The organism is Nocardia sp. CA-135953 (genome assembly GCF_050955735.1).
GTDB lineage: Bacteria > Actinomycetota > Actinomycetes > Mycobacteriales > Mycobacteriaceae > Nocardia.
Genome location: NZ_CP192082.1, coordinates 5,983,644 through 5,999,600, shown reverse-complemented (window position 1 = coordinate 5,999,600; position 15,957 = coordinate 5,983,644). Strand labels below are relative to the sequence as shown.

Sequence of the window (15,957 nt, the reverse complement as noted above, 5' to 3'; positions counted from 1 at the left end):
AGCCGTCAGCGTACGCGACGTGCGTTAGCGTCCCTGTCATGCGGCTTCACGTGGGATGTGCGATGTGGACGCACGCGGCATGGCAGGAATATCAACCGGTTCCGGCCGAGCGGTTGCGACATTACGCGTCGTGGTGCACCGCGGTGGAAGGCAATACGACGTTCTATGCGACGCCGACGCGCAACACGGTCGAGTCGTGGGCAAAGCAGACCGATCCCGACTTCCGCTTCGTCGTCAAACTGCCCAAGCCGATCACGCACGAGCGCAGGCTGCACGGCGCCGAAACCGAACTGCGCACCTTCCTGGACGCGATGGAACCGCTCGGATCGCGCATCCACTCGTTGTGGGTACAGTTGCCGGGCTCGTTCGGTCCGACCGATCTCGGGACGCTGGCCGGATTCCTGCGCGCGCTGCCCGGCTCCTACCGATCGGCCGTCGAGGTCCGGCATCCCGCCTTCTTCGAAAATGACAGCGCCGCACGGCAGTTGGAGCAGCTGCTCGCGCGCGTAGGCGCCGAATGGGTGCCCTTCGACACCACTTTGCTTTTCGAAGGACCCGCCGAGAGCGCCGCGGAGGCCGAGGCGCGGGCGAAGAAACCGCGGATGCCGCGCCGCACGCGAGCGCTCACCGAATTCCCGATCGTCCGCTATCACGGCCGCGATTCGGCCGAGCGCACAGTTGCCGGTTGGCAGCCCTGGCTCGACATCGTCATCGCTTGGCTGCGCGAGGGCCGCTCACCAACGGTTTTCATCCATACCCCCGACAATGCCTCCTCCCTGCACCTCGCCCGCCGCTTCCACGACGAGGTCCGCGCCCGCCTGCCCGAACTCGAGCCGCTGCCCGAACCCATTCCGACCGAGCCGATGACTTTGTTCTGAATATCTCGAATAAGTAACGATTCCGAATGTTTGCTCGGATAGACTGGAGGTGTTGCCGCACTAGTGCCGAGCACGATGGAGGAACCGATGAGCCACGCCACCGCGCAGTCCACGTCCTTCACCCTGCGCGGCGCTGCGGGCGCGCTGGCCGCCTGGGAATCCGTACCGCCGCACGACGTCCAGATGCGCGGCACGGTGCTGTTGGTCCCCGGCTTCACCGGCTCCAAAGAGGACTTCGAGGCCATGGTGCCGATTCTCTCGGCAGCCGGATTCCGTTGTGTCGCTTACGATCAGCGCGGGCAGTGGCAGTCCGATGGTCCCGACGAGGCATCGGGATACACGATCGCCGATTTCGCCGACGATCTGATCTTCGTCGCCGATCAGATCTCGGCCGACACACCGATTCACCTGGTGGGCCACTCATTCGGCGGCTACGTCGCACGCGCGGCGTTTGCCGCCCGTCCGGACCGCTTCCGCAGCCTCAGCTTGCTCGCCTCCGGTCCGTCCTCGACCTCCGATATCAACTTCGCGCCACCGCAATTGGTCGCCCAACTCATCGAAAGCGGTGGCCAGCGGGCACTGTGGGAGCAGATGAGTCAGGCCGTGTCGGCCCTGGTGCCACCCGCAAAGCTCGAATTCCTGCGCAACCGCATCTTCACGACCAAGAAGGCGAATCTGATCGGCATCATGCGGGCCATGGTGGGCCCGACCGACTGCACCGCCGCCCTGCGCGCCACCGGTCTCCCGATTCTCATCGCCTACGGCAACTCCGGCGATCTCTGGCCGCCGAGCGTCCACGAACGCTACGCCGAGGAATTGGGCGCGCGCACCGCGGTTTACGACGGTGTGGGCCACCTACCGAACGAGGACCGTCCGGCCCGCGTGTGCGCCGATCTGGTCGCCTTCTGGACCGGCACCGATCCGCACTGAGCGGACCTGTCTGAGAAGGCTCCTGCTAGCGTGCAGGCATGCACGATAGCGTGATGGTTCGAATGGCGGCACCCGCAGACAAGATCTGGGCCTTGGTCAGCGATATCACGAATACCGGGAAGTTCTCACCGGAGACCTTCGACACCGAATGGCTCGGTGGCGCAACGGCTCCCGCGGTGGGCGTCAAATTCCGCGGCCACGTCAACCGCAATGGCTGGGGACTGAAGTATTGGACGGTCTGCCGGATCGTCGCGTGCGAGCCCGGACGTGAGTTCGCGTTCACCGTGCTCGGACCGCGCGGGATGGCGGTCAATACCTGGCGCTACCGTTTCGAGCCGGTCGAGGGCGGCACCGACGTGACCGAATCGTTCCAGCTGAACGAAAACAACCTCCCCCTGCGCCTCTACTGGCTCGTAGCCGGCCGCGCCCGCGGCAAAACCAACCGCGCCAACATGCGCCAAACCCTCGAGCGCATCAAAGCCCACGCCGAACAGTAATCAAGATCAGGTGGAATCCATGGCGGCATCGGTCGACAAGCCGCCGCCACCTGATCTCGATTCTCGTCAGTGTCCCCGGGCGACCCAGTCGGCTAGTGCGGGTTTTTCGGCGCCGATGGTGGTGGCTTCGCCGTGGCCGGTGTGGACTGTGGTTTCGTCTGGGAGGGTTAGTAGGCGGTCGCGGATGGAATCGATGATGGTGCCGAAGTCGGAGAACGAGCGGCCGGTGGCGCCGGGGCCGCCGTTGAACAGGGTGTCGCCCGTGAACAGGGCGGTGGCCTCGGGCAGGTGCAGGGAGACCGAGCCGGGGGAGTGGCCCGGGGTGTGCAGGACTTCGATATCGGTGCCCGCCACGGTGATTCGCTGCGTATCGGCCAGTGATCGGTAGTCGACGTCGGGGTGGGTCATGCGCCAGAGCGGATCATCGCCCGGATGCAGCAGGATCGGGGCGTCGAGTCGTTTCGCGAGTTCCGGTGCGACGGTGACGTGGTCGTTGTGACCGTGGGTGCAGACGACCGCACGGACATCGCGGTTGCCGACGGCTGCGATGATCGCGCCGGCATCATGCGCCGCGTCGACGATGACCACCTCGACATCGTCGCCGATCAACCACACATTGTTGTCGACATCCCAGGTGCCGCCGTCGAGTGAGAAGGTGCCGGAGGTGACGACCCGATCGATGCGCAGGCTCACCAGACCACCACCGAACGCAGCACTTCACCCGCATGCATCGCGGAGAAGGCCTTTTCGACCTGATCCAGTGCGATGCGCTCGGTGACGAAGCGCTCCAACGGGAGTCTGCCCTGCAGATACAGATCGACGAGCATTGGGAAATCGCGTTCGGGCAGGCTGTCGCCGTACCAGGAGGATTTCAGTGCGCCGCCACGGGAGAACAGGTCGATGAGCGGCATATCGATGGTCATGTCCGGGGTCGGTACGCCGACCAGCACCACGGTGCCCGCCAGGTCGCGCCCGTAGAAGGCCTGCTTCCAGGTTTCCGGGCGCCCGACCGCATCGATGACCACATCCGCGCCGAAACCGTCGGTGAATTCCTGGATCTGTTCGACGACATCGGTCTTGGTCGCATCGATCGTGTGAGTTGCGCCGAATTCCGTTGCCCAGCTGAGCTTCTGGGGATCGCGGTCGATCGCGATAATGGTCCGCGCACCGGCCAGTCGGGCACCCGCGATGGCGGCATCGCCGACACCGCCGCAGCCGATGACGGCGACCGTATCGCCGCGCGACACATTGCCGGTATTCATCGCCGCGCCGAGACCCGCCATCACGCCGCAGCCGAGCAGTCCGGCGACGGCCGGGTCGGCATTCGGGTCGACCTTGGTGCACTGACCCTCGTGCACCAGCGTCTTATCCGCGAACGCGCCGATGCCGAGGGCGGGGCTGAGTTCGGTGCCGTCGGTGAGGGTCATCTTCGTGCTGGCATTGTGGCTGGCGAAGCAGTACCACGGGCGGCCGCGCTTACACGCGCGACATTCACCGCACACCGCGCGCCAGTTCAGGATGACGAAGTCGCCCGCGACGACATGGGTGACCGCATCCCCGACAGTCTCCACGATGCCCGCGGCCTCGTGCCCGAGCAGGAACGGGAATTCGTCGTTGATGCCGCCCTCGCGGTAGTGCAGATCGGTATGGCACACCCCGCAGGACTGGATGCGCACCACCACATCGTGCGGCCCGGGATCCGGGATCACGATATCGACGAGTTCGACCGGTGCGCCCTTGCTACGGGCAACCACGCCACGCACGGTTTCGGACACGATTCCTCCTAGATGTCGCCGAGTGCACGAGACACACGCCGTTCCACTCTGACCAAAGCCTAGGAGAGTCACCGTGACTATTTCGACTTCGGGAAATACTCGCGTCTGGTGAAGGCGACGTCGGCGGGGCTCAGGCACCGAGTCCATTGGCGAGAACCGGCCACGATTCCTTCAGCGCGCGTTCCCAGTAGCCCCAGGAGTGGGTGCCGGTGGGCTCGAGGTCGTAGGTGGCCGGAATGCCGAGTTGGTTCAGCCGGTGCCGCATGTTGCTCGTGCACAAGGCGGTCGATCCTTCGATCGCACCGCCCATCGTCACCTGCAGGGGGCAGGCCGCCCTCAGCCCAGCTCTGGGTATGCGGATCGGTGGGATTGTCGTACGGCCCGGGTAGTCCACTCCCCGCCGACAGGAACAAATTCACCGCCCCGTTACTGTCCGCATGATCGACTGTAACTACAACCCGGAGAAATCGCGCTGGACAACGTGATTGCGGTCGGCGCAGCTGCCGAGGGCGTGATCCGGATGCAGGCCGAGGTATTGGCGGCGGGTGCGAGTGCTCCAGCAGCGGGCCGACTCGGTGCGGGTCTTGTAGAAGTTGACCGCGTAGCCGCCCTCGTAGACGCGCAGCAGGCTGTAGCCGCCCGGATATTCCTTGGTGGCAGCTACTTCCAGGAACTCGACATCGACACCGGAGTCCGGGCGGTTGCGCCGGTTGCGGTGGGTGTGGCCGCAGTGGTGCAGGAATACACCGGGTGCGTCGCGATAGAGCGCGCCGAGCGCGGCGGCATTCGTGCGATCGAGAACGAACCCCGGGCCGCCCGGATTGCTCACCGCCGCATGGGAAGTCACCGGATGGTGCCCGAAAACGAGGGTGGGCCGATCCGGATCGGCCGCCAGGAGTTCGCGCAGATGCGCGATTTGCGGCGCGACGATTGTGCCACCGGATCCGCGCAGTCGGGTGGTGTCGAGGCCGATCATGCGCAGCTCGCCGACACGATATTCGACCAGCCGCTGACGTGCGTGAAATACCGCGCCCCAGTGGTCGATTCGGTGTTCGTCGGGCTTGTCGTGGTTACCGCGGCAGACGAAGTAATCGCGGCCGAGCACGCCCCACTCGTCCAGCCGAGCCCGCACGCCGAGGCTTTGTTCGAGGGTGCCGGTATCGGTGAGATCGCCCGCGACGATCAGTTGATCGGCCGCGCGGTCCGGTCGGCGCAGATCGTCGAGCAACGCGGTCAGCATGAACTCCGGATAGTGCTCGGTCTCGTGACGCAGGCCGGTGGGCAGCCCGGCCACGATCAGGCCGCTGCTGTGCTCGCCGAAGTGCACGTCGTTGGCGAGTGCGATGGTGTGCAGCAGTCGTCCCGGCGGCGGATCGGCCGTGGTGAATGTGCCGGTGGATTCCGGTGTTCCCGCGCGGCGGGTCACCAGGGTGCGGGCGGGGACGGCACGGTGGCCGTCCGAGTAGGCCTCGAACCGATAGGTACGGCCGGGTTCGAGGCCGTCGAGCTCCGCATAGTGGTAGGCGGTCGGCCGGGAGTCCAGATAGCGCGGTCGCGCCGCCGACCGGCCGTCGACCGGTGCGATGCGGACCTCGGTATCGGCCGGGACCGGACGGGTGCGGCCATAGCGGTCGCGCGCGCACGTGGTCCAGGTCAGGATGACCGAGCGGTCGGTCACCGTGACGACCTCGAGGTCCGTCGCCAGTATCGAATCCCGTTGCACACGAACGGAATGGGTGGGTTTGGGGCGGGCGTAGAGTGGGGTGCGCACGGTCACAGCGGCCGCGCCCGCGGCCACATTCGCCAGCCATAGGGTTCGAAGTCGCGGCTCGAGCATGGGAATCTCCGTTCGCTGCTGGCTCGAACGCTACGGTTGCCGGTTGAACGCTCGGGTCCCCGCACATGACGTGTCGGCTGTCCGGTGTCGAACATTGGTATCGCCGGGTCTGGGAATTCGACTGCCGATCCGGCCTACTTCGGCGCCTGTGCGGCCGACAATTATCTGTCTCTCGCCGCCGACGCGAACCTCGATCTCGACCGTATCGTCGAACTCGCCGAGAACTCGTTCCGCGCCTCCTGGCTGACACCGGGCCGCCTGGACGGCTTCCTGCGCGAGATCGATGACTATGGCGCGGCGCACCGGCCCAGTGGATCCGAAATCGCCTGACCTATCGACCAGTTGGCGGCGACACGCCCGAATGTGTCGACACCCCTGGAATCAACCGACTTGTCGGCTGTGTGCTGGTGGCAAGCAGTCGCGCCGCGGCGAGTCCGGACCCGTGAACCGTATGTTCATTGCGCCGCGGACGGCGTCCGTGAGTGCCGAATCGTCGTTAAATCGAAACTTCGCATGCGTGTGTCGCGCGCGGCACGCCGCAGGACGACCCACCGGCGGCAAATTGACAGTTTCGCTGGCAACGGTGAATCGACTATGAATGTCTGGTGCTGTTCCCACGCGTGATCACTTGTCTGCCGTCGAATCTCTCCCGCGGGGAGTCGAATTGACCATCGAGCATCATCCTGTCGAGGACGAGGTCGGACAGCTCGCGCGAAGGGTCGAGCGGGCCCGAGGCCGACTGGCCTACCAGTTCGATCCCGCGCTGACCGAGGCGCTGTCCGAGGACGAACTGATCGCCGAACGTGAACTCGCGGAGAAGATCCGTGGCGAGGATCGCGCACAGCGATGGAAACAGGTTCAGGCCGCGGCCTCCGCGGCCGACCGCGCCCGACAGACCACTGAAGCAATCGAGAAGGCCGACATCAGAGATCTATTGGTAGCCCGCAAGGCAATTGCGGCGCAGCGGCGGGAATCCAGCCCGCACGCCAAATTGGCGTCGCTGTACCGGCACCGGGGATGGTCACTGCGCGCGTTGGCCGGCGTGGTGGCAGCGGGCATGCTGTGGTCCGCGGTCAATGTGCAGCACAACATCGCGCCCGGCGGGCCTTCCGATCCGCTGTACTGGTTCAGCTACCTCATCGAGGCGATGATCAGCGTCTGCTTGATCATCATCATGGTCGGCACCAACAAGGTCGCCGAATGGGGCGTGATCGACAACCGTCGACAGGTCGCTGCGGCCGAAATCGCCCTGCTGTCACTGACTGTCACCCTCAACACCTACCCCTATCTGCGCGACGGGGAGTGGTACGAGACCGGTGTGCACGCGGTCGCGCCGGTGATGATCGGTGTCGCCCTACTCATTCACGACGCGGCCAGCGCACGGTACGGTCTGGCCATCTACCGGGCCACCGAGCAGGTCCGCGAGCTGCCCGATCCGGCCGAACAACTCAAGCAGACGATGCCGTCCATCGCGTCCTACCGCGCGAACACCCAGGCTGCCCTGGTGGCGCCGGGGGCGGAGCGGGAGTCGGCGGAGCATGCGGCTCTGGCTGGTGCCGAAGGTGCGGAACAGGACGCCGAGCTGGCAGCCGACGAGATCGTGGAGGCCGAAGCGGTCGAGGTCGAGGAGTCGCCGGACGGGGAAAGTCCTGCTGCGCAGGAGGGTTCGGAAGCACCCGAGAAGCGTCTCGCGCCGACCAACGGCCAGGCGCCGGACAATGCGGAGCCCCAGGCGGCCGAGCAGCGGCCCGCTCCCGCGAAGGCCGCGAACCGCCCTGAGGTCGTCAAGGAGCCGACCGCACCGGTGGCCGCGAAGCCGGTGGTCGCGAAGAACAACCCCTTCGCACCGGCCACACCCGAGCCGGCCGCTACGGCCGAGACCCAGCCCGTCGCGAAGGTCGAGAGCCCGCCCCCGGCCAAGGCGCCCGCGCCCGCGCGCAAGGCCGTCCCGGTGAGCCAGGAGAAGCCCGCAGCGGAGAACAAGCCGTCGGTCGTGTCGGCACTGCGCAGGGGCAACGGCTCGGCCGCGGCTACCGCGCGCAAGCCCAGTTCACTCGAGGGCAGGAAGGACAGCAGGACGACCGAGAACGCGCGCGGCAAGGGCAGCGCACCCGCCGAGCCGGATTCACACCTCCAGGTGGTTCGCACGCCCGATATCCACGACACCGGGCAATTCCGCATCGCCGAGATGCTCGAACAAGAACTTGCCGAACTACAGGCGGAGCGCAGGCGGGCCAGGGCCAGCAGGCAACGATGATCACGCGGCTTGCTTGCCCCGGCACTTCGGGGCATGATGCAGGCGCGGGTCATCAGGTACGTTAAAAACTGGTTATCGCCGTAGTGCAGCAGGTGCGGGACGAAGGGATGGATCGGTCGACGTGATGAGGTCTTATCACCCAACAGGATCCTGTACTTCGAATCCCGCGACGGTGTTGCCTCGGTCGTAGCGGATCGGTGCGAGACACCCGGAAGCTGGAGTTTCCGCGTACGGGACCAGCGATATACCTGCTCGCCGGGAGTGCCCTGCTGTCGGTGATCCTGCTCTTCACCACCATCGATCCTTTCCTGGACAAGGGTGGGTTCCTGGTCGGTGGCCTCGACGTGCACATCTATCGGGACGGTGCGTGGCGCATCGTGCACGATCTGCCGCTGTATACCGAGCCGACAATGCGCGGCCTGCTCTACACCTACACGCCGTTCTCCACCATCGCGTTCGTGCCGATCTACCTGGTGCCGTGGGGGTACGTGACGAACACCTGGTTGGCGGTCAACCTCTCCGTGCTCATCGCCTGTGTGCTGCTCAGCTGGCGGCTGCTGGGCTATCGGATCACGACTCGGCTGGTGGTGGTCAGCGTGCTGATCGCGGCGACCTGCGTATTCATCGAGCCGGTCCGCCAAACGCTCTACTTCGGGCAGATCAACCTGGTGCTGATGCTGCTGGTGCTGTTGGACGCGCTGCGCGGGGACCGAAGCAAACTGCGCGGCCTCGGCGTCGGACTCGCGGCGGGCATCAAACTCACTCCGATCTACTTCGTCGCCTATTTCGTGGCCCTGCGGCAATGGCGCGCGGCGGTAACCGCTTTCGCCGTCTTCATCGCCTCGGTCGCCTTCGCCTGGGTCAGCCTGCCCGCCGATTCCCGGCAGTACTGGACCTCGACGTTCTTCCAATCCAACCGGATCGCGCCGGACAACCACCCGTCCAACCAGTCCATCCGCGGTGTCATCGCGCATCTGCTCGACGGGCCCGCACCGGTATGGTTGTGGTTGCTCATCGCGGGCTCGGTCACGATCGCCAGCATGATGGTCACGACGGCGCTGTATCAGCGAGGTGAGCGGCTGCTGTCGATCACCCTGGCCGGTCTCACCGCCTGCGCGGTGTCGCCGTTCTCCTGGGGACACCACTGGGTGTGGTTCGTTCCGCTGTTCGTCTTCCTCGTGCACAAGGGGCTGCACAACTGGCGCTGGTGGGTGGCGGCGGCGCTGCTGTTCACGGTGACCGCGTCGTGGACCTACCATTGGAGCAAGACCTGGGTGTCGATCGGTGTGTTCCTGCTGCCGCCGTGGTGGCCGATCACCAAGGTCTTGATCAACGGCTACGTCATCGAATTTCTGATCGTTCTGATCGCGGCCTGGATACACCTGCGCAGGGGGTCGGCCCTCAGCGCGCATTCGGCCGAGCGCTCGATCCGATTCCCGCTGGCGCGCCGCCGTGATCCGGAGTCGCCTTCGTGCCCCACACCTTCCCCCTGACCGATTCCGGAACCCGGTAGCGTAGAACAGGTTCCCGCCGAGGGGGTTGCTGCGGCCCGGATCATGCGGACGTTCAGCGCGCAAGGGCGAGTGGCGGCGGTGCCGTATCGGCAACAGCCCTAGAGCCTTTGCGATCTCTTTACCTGCGGATTCCCTTCGGTTTCCACCCGAAATCGATCTCTTGCCGGGCAGGTCGGCCGGGGTTACGGTTGCGTCCTGCGTCGCGAAGCAATCGGTCACCGCCAGGTTGCTGGACCTCCCGGTCGCCGGGAGGTATTACTTCGATGTCGCACGAATATTTCGCTCGACAGGGCCGGAGGTTTTCCCGCTATGACGAAGAAGAAGGCTCAGCCCAACCCGATGTTCGCGGTGACCATGGTCAATGCCATCCATCAGGATGTCGATGGCTATGGGGACAGATGGGTAGCCACCGTCGATCATGGGAATATGCGCGCCGACTGGATCGCGGCAGCCGTTGCCAAGGACGCGCGTACGGTCCGGATCTGGTGCGACGACTGCGGGAACAGCGTCCATCTGTGTGCGGAGATCCGGGACTACCTGCCCACGGATGTGCGCAAGGCATTGGTCGACGCCTGGGAGCACTACCACCCGACGCACCACGCCTCGTAGTCGGCGGTTCGCGAGTCAGGCGAGATCGAGGACCTGAACCAACGGACGGCGCAGCGAACGCGCCGTCGGAGGTCGCGTACGCGAGTCGGAACAGCAGCACCTCGGCATGGTTCGCATCGGTCTCGAACACCCGTTGATAACGCACGCGCAGCTCGCGGGGTTCGGCCTGCTCGCGTTTACAGAGGCCGTGGCCAGCGCCGCGTTCGAGGCGGGCGAAGCGGTAGGGCAGTGCGGTCATCGGTTGCAGTGCAATGCCTTTCGCCGTCGCGGTGAGCCAGATCGTCGCACCCCTCGACCAGCAGATCGAGACCGCCACCACCGAGCAGGAAGTCATCGATGGGGGTGCACGGCGTCGCGGTCAGGTGCCGAACTGCATGGCGTGGGAGACGATGGCGTCGAGGCGCGCGTGATGGGCGCCCTTCCAATAGGTTCGGCCGCAGTCGACGCACTGTGCGAACGCATCGTAGATGCGTTCGGTCTCGTTCGGGAGCCGGCCGCGCAGGGTCTGCTTTTCCGTTATCCGCAGCGGGCCGTTGCAGGCGGTGCAGCGGGTCCATGGCGCAAGGGGCGGTGCGAAACGCGATAGCACGTCGTCGAGTTGCTCGACGGGACGGTGACTGTAAATGTATGCGCCAGCGAAGATTTCGCGTCGATGCAGCAGTCCGCGATCGCGGGAGAGCAGGATGCGATGTTCGGTCGCCGAACGCGTGGCGAGTGCGGCGTCGCCGATATCCGGATTTTCGTAGGCGGTGTCGACGCCGAGCAGGCGCAGCCGTCGCGCCAGGGTGCCGAGGTGGATATCCAGCAGGAAACGCAGCGGTTCGTCGAATCGCTGCGGGCGCACCACAGCGCGCACCGACACCGACTCGCCGTCGGTGGGCAGATACGACGGATCCACGGACCGACCATCGACCAACAGCTTGCCAACCTCGGTGAGCGGCACACCGAGCGATTCCACGATATGTCCGAGCGTCGACGCGGTGTCGATCCGCACGGACGAGCGACCGTCCCGCTGTGCGGCCGCGACGAACAGCCGCAATTCGGGCGCGAAATCAATCGTGATCTGCGCGGTGCTCACGCGGCCAGCATGCCAGGGCATGCGGTCCGGCGACCACCCGGTTTACAAAGTCCAGGGCTCGGCGCGGCGGCGGACCGGTGGCTCGGCGTTGGCCATCGCCTCGAGGTCCTCGAGGAATTTGTCGATACTGTCGGCCGCCACGTGTGTGGAGCCGATCTCGTAGCGGACCTTTTCCTCGGTGCTGTCCATGACCGTGGTGATGAGCTCGTCCTTCAGATCACGGATGAGCTGAGTGCGCATCTGGGCGATCTGGTCGCGGCCCTGGCTGCGGACCCGGGCGACTTCGGCGTCGGCGAATTCGCGCATCTTGGCGATGATGCGTTCGGCGTCGGCGCGCGCGTCCTCGCGGATGTGCTCGAGTTCGGCCTGCGCGTCGGTGACCGCATTGTCGTAGGCGCGTTTGGCCTCGACGAGGCGGTCGGCCGCCTGCTGGTTCTCCTCGAGCTGTTTCTGAATATTGTTCTGCGCCTTGGCCATCAGCCGCTTGACCGGCGGCGCCACCCATTTGACGATGATGAAGATGATGACCGCGAAACCAAAGAGCTGGCTGAAGAAGATCGGCCAGTCGAAGGTGATGTGGAAAATGCCCGAGTCCTCGGACCCGGCTGCGCGGATAGCCCCTTCGGCAAAGATGCCGCTGTTGAGGTTCATTGGCTACGCTCGTTCTGATTTGTGGCCGGCGCTGGTGCCGGCGTGCCGATCCTTGATGCCGAGCACTCGATCGGCCAATGTCTCGGCGAGCGGTTCGACAGCCTCACGCAGCTCCGCGGCCACTTGGTCCGCCTGGGCCCGCAGTTCCGTCGCGGATTCCGCGACGATCCTGTCGGCCTCGTCCTGCGCCTCACTTCGCAACTGCTCGAGGATAATTCGGCCCTCGTGCCTCGCCTGGTTCCTGATCTCGACCGCTTCACTGCGCGCCTGCGCGACGGCGGCCTGGTATTTTGCTTCGGCGTCGGCGAACAAGGACTTCGCTTCCTTGTTGTCGACCGCGGTTTCGGCGACTCTCGTCTCGCGTTCCGCCAATACCTTGCGTATCGGCGGAACGACGAAGAACCACATGACCCCGAGCACGATCAGGAAGATCAACAGCTCGGCGAAGAATGTGCCGTTGGGGATCAGGAAGTTCCCCTCGGCAACAACATCCGTTCGCGGAGTCATACTGGATTACTTACCTGGAGTAGCGAATACGAAAAGCGCCATGAACGCTAGATTGATGAAGTACGCCGCCTCGACCAGACCGACGGTCAGGAAGAAGTTACCGCGGAGGCGACCCTCGGCTTCGGGCTGACGGGCAACGCCGTTGATCAACGCGGCGCCGGCGAGTCCGTCACCGATACCCGCGCCGATGGCGCCACCGCCCATAATTATGCCGCCGCCGATGAGCGCGCCCTGGACGATGGCCGCCGTTGTTGCGTCTGCCATTTTTCACTTCCTGTTCTTTACTGAGCTCGATCGGCGGCGCCGATCCGTCGTTGTTTCGAGCGACCTGAAAGCGTCGCAGGGGCTAATGCTCGTGCTCCAGCGACATCGACTGGCTGAAGTAGAGGACGGTCAACAGCGAGAAGATGAATGCCTGGATGGCTCCGACGAAGAGATCGAAGAGTTTCCAGATGGCATTCGGCCCCCAGCTGATCCAGAACGGGAACAGTGCGATCACCGAGACCATCACGCCGCCCGCGAACATGTTGCCGAACAATCGCAGCGACAGCGAGAGCGGTTTGGCGACTTCCTCGATGACATTGATGAAAACCATCGGGCCCCATCCGGTGTGGCCCTTCAGCAACTGCTTGGCATGGCCACCGGGACCGCGCCGATAAACACCCGCACCCTGGTACATGATGAAGACGAACAGGGCCAGCGCGTAGACGAAATTGACGTCCGACGCAGGCGGTGCGATCAATTCGCCGTGTCCGTACTGCACCGGCAGCACGGACAACCAGTTCGACAGCAGGATGTAGATGAACAGCGTGACGGCCAGTGGCAGCGCGAACGGCGCGACCTTCATGCCGATGGCGCTTTCCACCTGGTTGCGCATCTGGACCGTGACGGTCTCGAAGAACAGTTGCACGCCGTTGGGTACGCCCGAAGTCAGCTTCGCCCGCAGGTAGAACGCCAGACCGAGCACGATCGCCGCCGCGAGGGCGGTCGAAATGATCGTGTCGACATTGAAGTCCATACCCCACAGGTGCGCGACCGCATGTTCGCCGACCTTGATTTTCGGCTCTTCGGCGGGCGCTTCCTGTGCGAGCACCGGAAGCGCCGACCGGGCGATGAAGGCGAGTTGATTCGTCATGATTGCTGGCGAAGCTCCTTCACTTCAGGCAAGACGGTGACCAACACCAGAATCACTTGAAAGGCGGCCAGGCCGAAGAAGATTCCGATGCCGTGCGGCCTTGCCAGGAAACCCACTGCGAGCGAACCGCCGGTTATTACGATCAGCCGAGTTGCCGATGAGAGGTACAACCCCTGTTTCCTCGGTTTCTCTGCGTCGGCGACGCGGTTGACCGTCAATCGGGTCAGTTGCGCATTCACCCAACCGAGTCCGAGTCCGATGCAGATGAACAGGCCGACCAGCAGCCCGTTGAGTGGACCGGCCGCAGCAAGAGTCAGTACACCGACGCCTATTGCGAAGACGGTCGCACGGCGCATTCGGAGTGCATTGACATCCACCTCGACACCGTCCTCGGTCATCATCCCACCTCGTAGTGGGGTCTTGATTGATCGATAGCATACACATTAGGAACCCTTTTGCGAGGCAATGTTTTTGATCTTTCTCGGGCGGGTTTTCGTACGATGTCCATCGGGGGACAGTGTCATGCCGAAGACAACTCGATCAACCGAAGATCTTGGTGCACGCCGGGTAAATCGGACAAAACGGTCACCGCATCACTTGTCGCTATTGCTCGGCTTATTCGAGTTCGGCGCCTAATTTCGGTCATGTATTTGTAAAGAGATTCTAAAGCAATGGCCAGTATGTCGAGCTGGAGTCGGCTCGCGGCAGCCGATCGCGCGATGGACGTGGTATCCGGATACCGCGTCCGGGTGGAACTGTCGATAGCTGGCGCGCTGCCGCTCGGTCCGCACTGTACGGGGTCGCGTGGTTCAGGTGAAGTCGAGGTCGGTGGCGCCGACCCAGGTGGTGAGTGCTTCGGCCGAGTCCGCGGTGGTGGGTTCGTCGGTTGCCCACGCGACGTAACCCTCCGGGCGCAGCAGGACGGCGGCGGGGGCCCGGGATCGGAGGCGCACACCGTCGATGCCGAGCGCTATCCGCGGGGCCGCCCGGATGGTGGCCGAGCTGTTCGACGCCGACGCCGACCCATATTCGAACGCGGCCTGCGGATCATCCTGGCTGGAATTCGCGCCAGTCGATCCTCGTGACCGCTCAGCGGCCCAACCCCACCAGACCGTCGGCGAGCGTGCTGATATTCAGCGCGTCGAGCACCTGTTGCCGGATGTCCGGACACTGGGTGGTGGTGATGCGATCGACGATGGCCCGGTCCTTCAGGACGGTGTCGTTGAGGCCGCCGTTGCGGGCCGCCCAATCGTGCACTGTGCCGTTGAAGCCGAGCTTGCCGAGCTGCGCGCCCTCGGTACGCCAACGGTCGACCTCGGGTTTCAGCATGTCGCATAGCTGTTTTGCCGCCGTCGGGGTGATCTCGTCCGGATTGGGCACCTGCGCGGAGCTGCCCGGGGACGAGAAGGTGATGGTGATGTCGGGATGGGAGGTCGGGGTGGCGGGCACCGGGTCGAGAGGGCCGTTGCCGCCGCAGCCGGCGAGCAGGGCCGCCGCCACGGTCGCCGCGGCCAGCGTGGCGATGGATCCGATCGAGGGCATCGGTACTCCTTATTATTCTTTTGTTTCCGGTGAGAGCTCGTAGATGACGTACGCGGTGCGCACCACCGGTTGAGCCACATTGCGTACCCGGATGCCGCCCGGGGTGGTGCCGCGCTCGGTGCCCGCGTGCGCGTGCCCGTGGATCGCGAGGTCGGCGCGCTGATCATCGATGGTTTCGCCGAGTAGATAGGAACCGAGGAACGGGTAGATTTCGCGTGGCTCGCCGTGCAGGGTGTCGCTGATCGGGGAGTAGTGGGTCAGTGCGATCGTGATGTCGGTGTGCAGGCCCGCCAGTGCGTCGCGCAGCATCTCCGCGAGGTCGACGGTGTGCGAGGCGAATTCGCGCATCACGCGTTCACCGAAGACGCTCGCGCATTTGCCCGCGAAACCACCGCCGAAGCCCTTCGTCCCCGCGATGCCGAGGGTATGTCCGTCGACCGCGAATTCCATTGCGGTGCCCTCCAATACGGTCATGCCGTGATCGGTGAGCTCGCCCGTGATCTCGTGCTGCGCGTCGCTGTGGTGGTCGTGATTGCCGAGCACCGCGACGACCGGAACGCCGAGATCGGCGAATTCCGCGGCGACGACGCGGCCTTCCTCGATCGTGCCGTGCCGCGTGAGGTCACCGGCCAGCAGCAGCACATCGGCGCGGTCGTGCAGTTCCGCGAGTGCCGGGCGGAGTTCGCCGCCCGACTCGGCGCCGAGATGGATGTCACCGATTGCCGCGATCCGCATGCCACACTCCTT

At 64.9% G+C, this 15,957-nt stretch carries 20 protein-coding genes; 7 read left to right on the top strand and 13 right to left on the bottom strand.

The annotated features are described in order from the left end of the window. Positions 1–38 precede the first annotated feature (38 nt). From ACQPXH_RS27460 to ACQPXH_RS27450, 3 genes are all read left to right on the top strand, one after another. Positions 39–878 (top strand): DUF72 domain-containing protein, encoded by an 840-nt coding sequence (locus ACQPXH_RS27460; protein WP_433599361.1) that lies wholly within the window; start codon positions 39–41, stop codon positions 876–878. An 87-nt stretch (positions 879–965) separates the two neighbouring features. Beyond that, on the top strand, positions 966–1,808 hold the full coding sequence (locus tag ACQPXH_RS27455; RefSeq protein WP_433599360.1) for an alpha/beta fold hydrolase: 843 nt from the start codon (positions 966–968) through the stop codon (positions 1,806–1,808). A 38-nt stretch (positions 1,809–1,846) separates the two neighbouring features. Continuing rightward, a complete protein-coding gene (locus tag ACQPXH_RS27450; protein WP_433599359.1) occupies positions 1,847–2,305 on the top strand; it encodes an SRPBCC family protein in 459 nt (152 codons plus the stop codon). Between the two features lie 66 nt (positions 2,306–2,371). Here ACQPXH_RS27450 and ACQPXH_RS27445 read toward each other — a convergent pair whose 3' ends face one another. The 4 genes from ACQPXH_RS27445 to ACQPXH_RS27430 all read right to left on the bottom strand — a co-directional run bounded on the left by ACQPXH_RS27445 (position 2,372) and on the right by ACQPXH_RS27430 (position 5,917). Next, complete coding sequence (locus ACQPXH_RS27445) at positions 2,372–2,998, bottom strand: MBL fold metallo-hydrolase (RefSeq protein ID WP_433599358.1); 627 nt, start codon at positions 2,996–2,998, stop codon at positions 2,372–2,374. Beyond that, on the bottom strand, positions 2,995–4,080 hold the full coding sequence (locus ACQPXH_RS27440) for an S-(hydroxymethyl)mycothiol dehydrogenase (protein WP_433599357.1): 1,086 nt from the start codon (positions 4,078–4,080) through the stop codon (positions 2,995–2,997). The genes ACQPXH_RS27445 and ACQPXH_RS27440 overlap by 4 nt, the downstream gene beginning before the upstream one ends. Positions 4,081–4,210: 130 nt before the next feature. Continuing rightward, positions 4,211–4,360, bottom strand: coding sequence for a hypothetical protein (locus tag ACQPXH_RS27435; protein WP_433599356.1), 150 nt, complete (start codon positions 4,358–4,360; stop codon positions 4,211–4,213). Positions 4,361–4,531: 171 nt separating this feature from the next. Continuing rightward, a complete protein-coding gene (locus tag ACQPXH_RS27430; RefSeq protein WP_433599355.1) occupies positions 4,532–5,917 on the bottom strand; it encodes a metallophosphoesterase in 1,386 nt (461 codons plus the stop codon). 84 nt (positions 5,918–6,001) lie between these two features. Between ACQPXH_RS27430 and ACQPXH_RS27425 the strand changes: the two genes are divergently transcribed. From ACQPXH_RS27425 to ACQPXH_RS27410, 4 genes are all read left to right on the top strand, one after another. Next, positions 6,002–6,247: a hypothetical protein gene (locus tag ACQPXH_RS27425; RefSeq protein WP_433599354.1), complete on the top strand. Its 246-nt coding sequence runs from the start codon at positions 6,002–6,004 to the stop codon at positions 6,245–6,247. Between the two features lie 334 nt (positions 6,248–6,581). Then, a complete protein-coding gene (locus ACQPXH_RS27420) occupies positions 6,582–8,174 on the top strand; it encodes a hypothetical protein (RefSeq protein WP_433599353.1) in 1,593 nt (530 codons plus the stop codon). 197 nt (positions 8,175–8,371) lie between these two features. After that, positions 8,372–9,667 (top strand): glycosyltransferase 87 family protein, encoded by a 1,296-nt coding sequence (locus ACQPXH_RS27415; RefSeq protein ID WP_433599352.1) that lies wholly within the window; start codon positions 8,372–8,374, stop codon positions 9,665–9,667. A gap of 330 nt (positions 9,668–9,997) precedes the next feature. Continuing rightward, a complete protein-coding gene (locus ACQPXH_RS27410; protein WP_433599351.1) occupies positions 9,998–10,297 on the top strand; it encodes a hypothetical protein in 300 nt (99 codons plus the stop codon). A gap of 358 nt (positions 10,298–10,655) precedes the next feature. Here the strand turns inward: ACQPXH_RS27410 and ACQPXH_RS27405 are convergent, their stop codons facing one another. The 9 genes from ACQPXH_RS27405 to ACQPXH_RS27365 all read right to left on the bottom strand — a co-directional run bounded on the left by ACQPXH_RS27405 (position 10,656) and on the right by ACQPXH_RS27365 (position 15,945). Next, the gene (locus tag ACQPXH_RS27405) at positions 10,656–11,375 is read right to left on the bottom strand and encodes a Mut7-C RNAse domain-containing protein (RefSeq protein WP_433599350.1); all 720 of its coding nucleotides are present in this window, start codon (positions 11,373–11,375) and stop codon (positions 10,656–10,658) included. 42 nt (positions 11,376–11,417) lie between these two features. Beyond that, complete coding sequence (locus ACQPXH_RS27400; protein ID WP_433599349.1) at positions 11,418–12,026, bottom strand: hypothetical protein; 609 nt, start codon at positions 12,024–12,026, stop codon at positions 11,418–11,420. A 3-nt stretch (positions 12,027–12,029) separates the two neighbouring features. Next, the gene (locus ACQPXH_RS27395; protein ID WP_433599348.1) at positions 12,030–12,533 is read right to left on the bottom strand and encodes a F0F1 ATP synthase subunit B; all 504 of its coding nucleotides are present in this window, start codon (positions 12,531–12,533) and stop codon (positions 12,030–12,032) included. Between the two features lie 6 nt (positions 12,534–12,539). Further along, the gene (locus ACQPXH_RS27390) at positions 12,540–12,797 is read right to left on the bottom strand and encodes a F0F1 ATP synthase subunit C (RefSeq protein WP_040687366.1); all 258 of its coding nucleotides are present in this window, start codon (positions 12,795–12,797) and stop codon (positions 12,540–12,542) included. Positions 12,798–12,879: 82 nt separating this feature from the next. Continuing rightward, complete coding sequence (gene atpB, locus ACQPXH_RS27385; RefSeq protein WP_433599347.1) at positions 12,880–13,668, bottom strand: F0F1 ATP synthase subunit A; 789 nt, start codon at positions 13,666–13,668, stop codon at positions 12,880–12,882. Continuing rightward, the gene (locus ACQPXH_RS27380) at positions 13,665–14,069 is read right to left on the bottom strand and encodes an ATP synthase subunit I (RefSeq protein ID WP_433599346.1); all 405 of its coding nucleotides are present in this window, start codon (positions 14,067–14,069) and stop codon (positions 13,665–13,667) included. Before ACQPXH_RS27380 ends, atpB begins: the two co-directional genes overlap by 4 nt. Positions 14,070–14,477: 408 nt before the next feature. Beyond that, positions 14,478–14,621, bottom strand: a complete 144-nt coding sequence (locus tag ACQPXH_RS27375; protein WP_433599345.1) for a hypothetical protein — start codon at positions 14,619–14,621, stop codon at positions 14,478–14,480. 136 nt (positions 14,622–14,757) lie between these two features. Beyond that, positions 14,758–15,210: a hypothetical protein gene (locus ACQPXH_RS27370; protein WP_433599344.1), complete on the bottom strand. Its 453-nt coding sequence runs from the start codon at positions 15,208–15,210 to the stop codon at positions 14,758–14,760. 12 nt (positions 15,211–15,222) lie between these two features. After that, on the bottom strand, positions 15,223–15,945 hold the full coding sequence (locus ACQPXH_RS27365; RefSeq protein WP_433599343.1) for a metallophosphoesterase family protein: 723 nt from the start codon (positions 15,943–15,945) through the stop codon (positions 15,223–15,225). Between the last annotated feature and the right edge of the window lie 12 nt (positions 15,946–15,957).

What these genes read in the sequence shown, in the direction of transcription:
- ACQPXH_RS27400 (WP_433599349.1), bottom strand. Translation starts at nt 12,026, where the DNA reads ATGAACCTCAACAGCGGCATCTTTGCCGAAGGGGCTATCCGCGCAGCC.
- ACQPXH_RS27365 (WP_433599343.1), bottom strand. Translation starts at nt 15,945, where the DNA reads ATGCGGATCGCGGCAATCGGTGACATCCATCTCGGCGCCGAGTCGGGC.
- atpB (WP_433599347.1), bottom strand. Translation starts at nt 13,668, where the DNA reads ATGACGAATCAACTCGCCTTCATCGCCCGGTCGGCGCTTCCGGTGCTC.
- ACQPXH_RS27450 (WP_433599359.1), top strand. Translation starts at nt 1,847, where the DNA reads ATGCACGATAGCGTGATGGTTCGAATGGCGGCACCCGCAGACAAGATC.
- ACQPXH_RS27380 (WP_433599346.1), bottom strand. Translation starts at nt 14,069, where the DNA reads ATGATGACCGAGGACGGTGTCGAGGTGGATGTCAATGCACTCCGAATG.
- ACQPXH_RS27410 (WP_433599351.1), top strand. Translation starts at nt 9,998, where the DNA reads ATGACGAAGAAGAAGGCTCAGCCCAACCCGATGTTCGCGGTGACCATG.
- ACQPXH_RS27460 (WP_433599361.1), top strand. Translation starts at nt 39, where the DNA reads ATGCGGCTTCACGTGGGATGTGCGATGTGGACGCACGCGGCATGGCAG.
- ACQPXH_RS27395 (WP_433599348.1), bottom strand. Translation starts at nt 12,533, where the DNA reads ATGACTCCGCGAACGGATGTTGTTGCCGAGGGGAACTTCCTGATCCCC.
- ACQPXH_RS27370 (WP_433599344.1), bottom strand. Translation starts at nt 15,210, where the DNA reads ATGCCCTCGATCGGATCCATCGCCACGCTGGCCGCGGCGACCGTGGCG.
- ACQPXH_RS27430 (WP_433599355.1), bottom strand. Translation starts at nt 5,917, where the DNA reads ATGCTCGAGCCGCGACTTCGAACCCTATGGCTGGCGAATGTGGCCGCG.
- ACQPXH_RS27455 (WP_433599360.1), top strand. Translation starts at nt 966, where the DNA reads ATGAGCCACGCCACCGCGCAGTCCACGTCCTTCACCCTGCGCGGCGCT.
- ACQPXH_RS27390 (WP_040687366.1), bottom strand. Translation starts at nt 12,797, where the DNA reads ATGGCAGACGCAACAACGGCGGCCATCGTCCAGGGCGCGCTCATCGGC.